This is a genomic window from Blastocatellia bacterium (assembly GCA_035573895.1).
In the GTDB taxonomy this organism is placed as follows: Bacteria; Acidobacteriota; Blastocatellia; order HR10; family HR10; genus DATLZR01.
On record DATLZR010000150.1, the window covers coordinates 1 to 5,290 of the forward strand.

Annotated in this window: 4 protein-coding genes; all 4 read left to right on the top strand. The window is 60.2% G+C overall.

Going from position 1 to position 5,290, the window contains the following annotated elements:
• The coding region (locus VNM72_12990; GenBank protein HXF06312.1) for a TonB-dependent receptor at window positions 1-2,874 on the top strand (2,874 nt) is incomplete at its 5' end.
• Window positions 2,875-2,895: 21 nt separating this feature from the next.
• Window positions 2,896-4,182, top strand: a complete 1,287-nt coding sequence (locus tag VNM72_12995) for a hypothetical protein (protein ID HXF06313.1) — start codon at window positions 2,896-2,898, stop codon at window positions 4,180-4,182.
• 28 nt (window positions 4,183-4,210) lie between these two features.
• Window positions 4,211-4,750, top strand: a complete 540-nt coding sequence (locus tag VNM72_13000) for a hypothetical protein (protein ID HXF06314.1) — start codon at window positions 4,211-4,213, stop codon at window positions 4,748-4,750.
• Window positions 4,751-4,881: 131 nt separating this feature from the next.
• Window positions 4,882-5,290, top strand: a 409-nt coding sequence (locus VNM72_13005) for a substrate-binding domain-containing protein (protein HXF06315.1), incomplete at its 3' end; no start/stop codon positions are given.

The window sequence follows — 5,290 nt, forward strand, 5'->3', positions numbered from 1 at the left end:
CGATTGGCCATGCTTGCTGCTCTGGTTTTAGGCGTGGTGGCGACAAGCAGTCCGGCTCACGTCCCTCATCCATCATCGCCGCAAAAAGGCAGCCTCACGGGCCGTGTCATTGACCTTGTGACGCAGGAGCCGGTGCGAGAAGCGCGCGTGGAGATAGCGGGAACTCCCCATCATGCGGTTACCGATCAGGACGGCACATTCGCTCTGCCGCTGGAAGCAGGTACGTATCAGGTGCGCATCTCTCGAGCTGGATATCGCGAGCAGGTGGTCACGCAGGTCGTGGTTCGGTCCGGGGAAACGACGCCGTTGGACATCGCTTTGAGTCCCGAGGGGATGACACTCGGTGAAGTCGAAGTGAAAGCAGCCGGAAGCAATGGCACTGATGAGATCGCCCTTTTGGCCGAACGAAAAGCCGCTGCCGTGGTGAGCGACGGCCTCAGCATCCGGGAGATGAAGCGGGATACTCATTCGGATGCAGCCGGCGTGCTGCAGCGCGTCCCCGGCATCTCCGTTGTTCAAAACAAGTATGTCTACGTGCGCGGTCTGGGTGAACGCTACAGCACAACGGTATTCAATGACGCCCTTCTGCCAACCACGGAGCCGGATCGGCGCGTCGTGCCGATGGATCTCATCCCGGCGAATTTGCTCGACGCGGTGACCGTGCTCAAGTCATTTACGCCTGACCAGCCGGGTGAATTCTCCGGCGGCGTAGTGAAGATTCGCGCCATTGAATTTCCTTCCTCGGCGACGCTCAAAGTCTCGGCCTCCCTCGGCAGCAACTCGCTGACGACGTTCAAAAGCTTCCTCACCTATCCGGGGGATCGGCTCGACTGGCTGGGTTTCGGGGGAGGGCGGCGGGCACTGCCGGAGATCATTCCCCGCGATCGCCGTCTGCTTCGGGGGAACATCATTGTGCCGGGGTTCACGGCCGAACAGCTTCAAACCTTTGGGCGCGCTTTTGAGAACATCTGGAGTCCCCGTCCCGATACCGCCGGACCGAACCAGAGCTACAGCCTGTCGGGCGGGATGAGCCGGGGGCGATGGGGAGTGGTGGGGGGCTTCATCTACACGACCGCCTTTCAGAACACGACCGAAGATCGCCTTTACTACGTCATCGGCGCGGAGAATCGTCTTGTGCCGAGAAGCGTCTTCGCCCGCAAGGACTTCCTCCGCCAGCAGGGACTCGAACCGAGCCTGCGAGCCCTGATTCCCGAAGACCTCCTCGCCGAAGACCTCCTCCGGGGCTATCGCTCCAGCACCAACACTGTGCGACTGGGGGCGACGGCCAATGTCGCCTACCGACTGGCGGGGAACCATAAGCTGTTCGTCAGGAACTTCTTCAGCCACGAGGGAACCGACAGCAGTCGCGTCTACCGGGGATGGTACGAGAGTCGCGCAACCATCATCAACGACGAACGACTGCGCTATCTGGAAGAAGGCGTCTACGCCGGTCAACTGTCCGGCGACCACGTCATCCCCTCGCTCAGCAATAGCGTGGTGACGTGGCGGTTCACCTATTCGCGGGCGACGCTGGATGAGCCCGATCTGCGCGAATCCATCTACGAATACGATCGCTCCATCGGCCGATTCCGATTCTTCAGCCAGTTGCAAAGCGGACTCCGCCTGTTCAACACGATGAGGGAAAATATCCGCGAACCGGCTCTGGACTGGAGCCTGTTCATGCCGACCGGTCGGACGACCATCGCGCTCAAAGCCGGAGCGTCCTGGAGTAATCGGGATCGAGGATTTACGTCCCGGCGATTTCGGTTTATTGCCCGGGGAGCGTCGGGAATTGATTTTACCGCTCCGATAGAAGAGCTTCTGGCCCCGGCAAACATTCGGCCCAATGGGTTCGAGATCTTTGAAGAGACGCGGCCCACCGATGCCTACGAGGGCATTCATGACATCGCCGCCGGCTACGGCATGGTGGATGTGGCGCGGCCGAAGTGGCGAATCATCGGGGGCGTTCGAGCCGAACGATCGCGGCAGATCGTCACCACGTTCAATCCCTTCAACCGAACGCTCAATCCCGTTCGCGCCGATCAGGATCAGACCGATTGGATGCCGAGTCTTGGTCTGGTCTATAGCGTGACGCCCACGATGAATCTCCGAACCGGATACAGCCGGACGGTCGCCCGACCCCACTTTCGCGAGCTGAGTCCTTTTGAGTTCACCGATGTCACCGGAGGCCCCTCGGCAGTGGGCAATCCTGCGCTGGTTCGTACCACCATCACCAACGTGGATGCCCGCTGGGAGTGGTTCGTGGGCGCTCAGGAGTTGATCGCGGTCAGCTTTTTCGCCAAACGGCTGGTCAATCCCATCGAACCCGTCATCCAGCCCTCCAATGAGGTGACTATCGTCTCTTATCGCAATGTGCCTCGGGCGACCAACTGGGGATGGGAGATCGAGGTGCGAAAGAATCTCGGCGTGCTGTCGGCTCGCCTGACGAACCTGAGCCTTCTCGGCAACTACACCTATGTTCGATCTCACGTCACCATCGGACCGCAGAACCTGTCAGTTGTCACCTCGTCGGAACGACCGCTCGTCGGACAATCGAAAAACGTCTTCAACGGCATTGTGCATTACGAGATGCCCCGTTGGAAGCTGGAGGCCCGCGCGCTCATCAATTTCGTCGGTGAACGGTTGAGCGAGGTGGGCGCCTTCGGCCTGCCGGATATTGTCGAGGAAGGATACCCCAGCCTGGACGTCTACGTCTCCAGGAGATTCCTCGGCGAGGCGCAGAAACTGGAGGTGCGATTTTCAGCCGAAAATCTCCTGGACCGTTCGGTTCGCTTCATTCAGGGATCTTTTCCTTACTGGTTTTACCATCGAGGCCGCACGTTCAGCATCGGCGTGTCGTACTCGATTTTCTAAATCTCAACAAGGAGGGAAGCCATGAGGCAAAATCGTATGATCCGTCTGACAGGGCTTATCTTGGCTCTGATCGTGGAGGTCGTTCTCGTTCCCTGGGGGGAGGCGCGTGCGCTGGCTCAGGGGAATACCGTCATCGTGCAGGGGGACATCACTCAAGACACGACCTGGACACCGGATAAGGTCTACGTGCTCAGCGGAGCTGTCTTTGTTCGAGCCGGAGCGACGTTGACCATCCTTCCGGGCACCACCATTCGTGGATTGGACCGCAGTTTCCTGGTCATTGATCGAGGGGCGAAGATCATGGCCGAGGGAACGCCGACGAACCCGATTGTCTTCACCAGCGCGCAGGAACCGGGCTCGCGGAGTCCGCGCGACTGGGGAGGCGTGTGGATTAACGGTCGCGCTCCCATTAACGTTCCCGGCGGTGAAGACATTGGCGAAGCCGGGCTCACGGGCGTGTACGGAGGTAACGACCCCAATGATTCCAGTGGCGTCATCCGCTACGTCCGCGTCGAGTTCGCCGGATTCCCCATCGCCCCTGATCGCGAACTCAATAACCTCACCTTCGCCGGCGTCGGAGCGGGAACGGTGGTGGATCATGTGCACGTCAATCGAGGGGCCGATGATGGCGTGGAGTTTTTCGGCGGCACGGTCAACGTGAAATACATCCTCGTCACAGGTCCGGGAGACGATGGATTCGACTGGCAAACCGGATGGACCGGCAAGGCGCAGTTCGTCGTCATCCAGATGGACGGGGAAGTGGACCCGGCGGTGGATCGCGGGATCGAGGCGGACAATAACGAGCAAAACAATTTGCTCACGCCGATCTCCAATCCGACGCTCTATAACTTCACCCTGGTTGGCGATCCCCGACAGGGGGTTGGGGGCGGCGCCGGCATTGTCCTGCGACGCGGTACGGCCGGCACGCTGAGGAATTTCATCGTCATGGGCTTCAAGCAGGCCGGCGTTGACATTCAGGGAGAAATAAGCCAGTCGCTGGCCGCCAGTGGACGGCTCAGCATCGCGAACTCCCTCTTTTTCATGAATTCTCCCAATTTCGCTGCGGGTCGCACGACGGACCTCTTGAGCGCTTCGCAAACCGCACTGGTCGTGGATCCTCGCCTTCGAGACCCATTCAATCGGCGTCGTCCGGACCTGCGTCCGGCTGACCTCTCTCCAGCGCGCGACAGGCAAATGGTCGCGGCCCCTCCGACGGACGGTTTCTTCGAACCGGTGAACTTCCTCGGCGGCGTCAATCCGGAGAATGATTGGACGACGTCGGCCTGGATCCAGATTAATCTCAACTGAGACATTGCGAGAGAATACCGGAGAAACCGTGCGAGACCATCTCCTCGGCATCTGGCGGAAGATCGTGGCTCAGGCTGTGGTCGGGGTTCTCGCTCTCACTCTTGGGCTTTCGCCGGGCTGCCGGACGGCCGGCCACGCGCCTCGGTCGCTTCAGTTCGCTCAGCCGACGGCCGAGGCCGTGGCCGCTGAAGTTCTTCAAGCGCTGGCCACCCGTGACGCCGGACGGCTCGAGCGTCTGCTCGTCACCCGCGACGAATTCTGTTCCTTCGTGTGGCCCGAACTCCCCTCGCGTGACATCCCCAATCTCACCTGCGACTGGGTTTGGGAGGCATTCGAGCCGATGAATCGGGCCAAAAGCGCCGAGCTTATGGCCACTCACGGTGGTCGGCAGTATCATCTGGTCCGTCTGACCTGTGCTGGTCACTCGTCCTACAGGACATTCACCGTGCATGAAAAGCCTCGCGTGACCATCAGGGACACGAGCGGCAGAGAACACGACCTCCGGCTCTTCGGTTCGGTGCTCCAGCTCGGTAATCAGTTCAAACTTCTCAGCTTTGGTGAGGATTGAGGGAAGATGGTTTGGCCCGGGCTAGGGCGGGGGGCGAGGGAGGTGAGACGACATTTTACACAAATTTCACCTCGCATTTACCGGGCTTTAACAGCCCTGGTTTATCCTGACCCGCTGACAGTGAGAGCACGATGATGGAGCGGCAGAAACGGCCTCGACTCTCCACCGAGGGGCGAAATCTTTCTGAGTGTTCACTCGGGCGGCGTTTCCCCTGCGATCCCACATATCCTGCGGACACGAGGGAAAGAGTCGGGATCAGAAAGGGGCTGCGCCTTCTCCTGCTGGTGATTGTCCCGTTGCTCATGAGCTTTCCCGGTTGCACGCGACAGCAACCTGGATCCGGAGAAGCCAATCGGGCCGTCACCATCAAAGGCTCGGATACAATGGTTATTCTCGGCCAGCGCTGGGCGGAATCCTATATGCGTCGTCATCCGGGAACAACTCTCCAGGTGACCGGCGGCGGATCGGGTACGGGCATTGCTGCGCTGATCAACGGCACCACCGATATTGCGCAAAGTTCGCGTCCGATGAAGCCGAGCG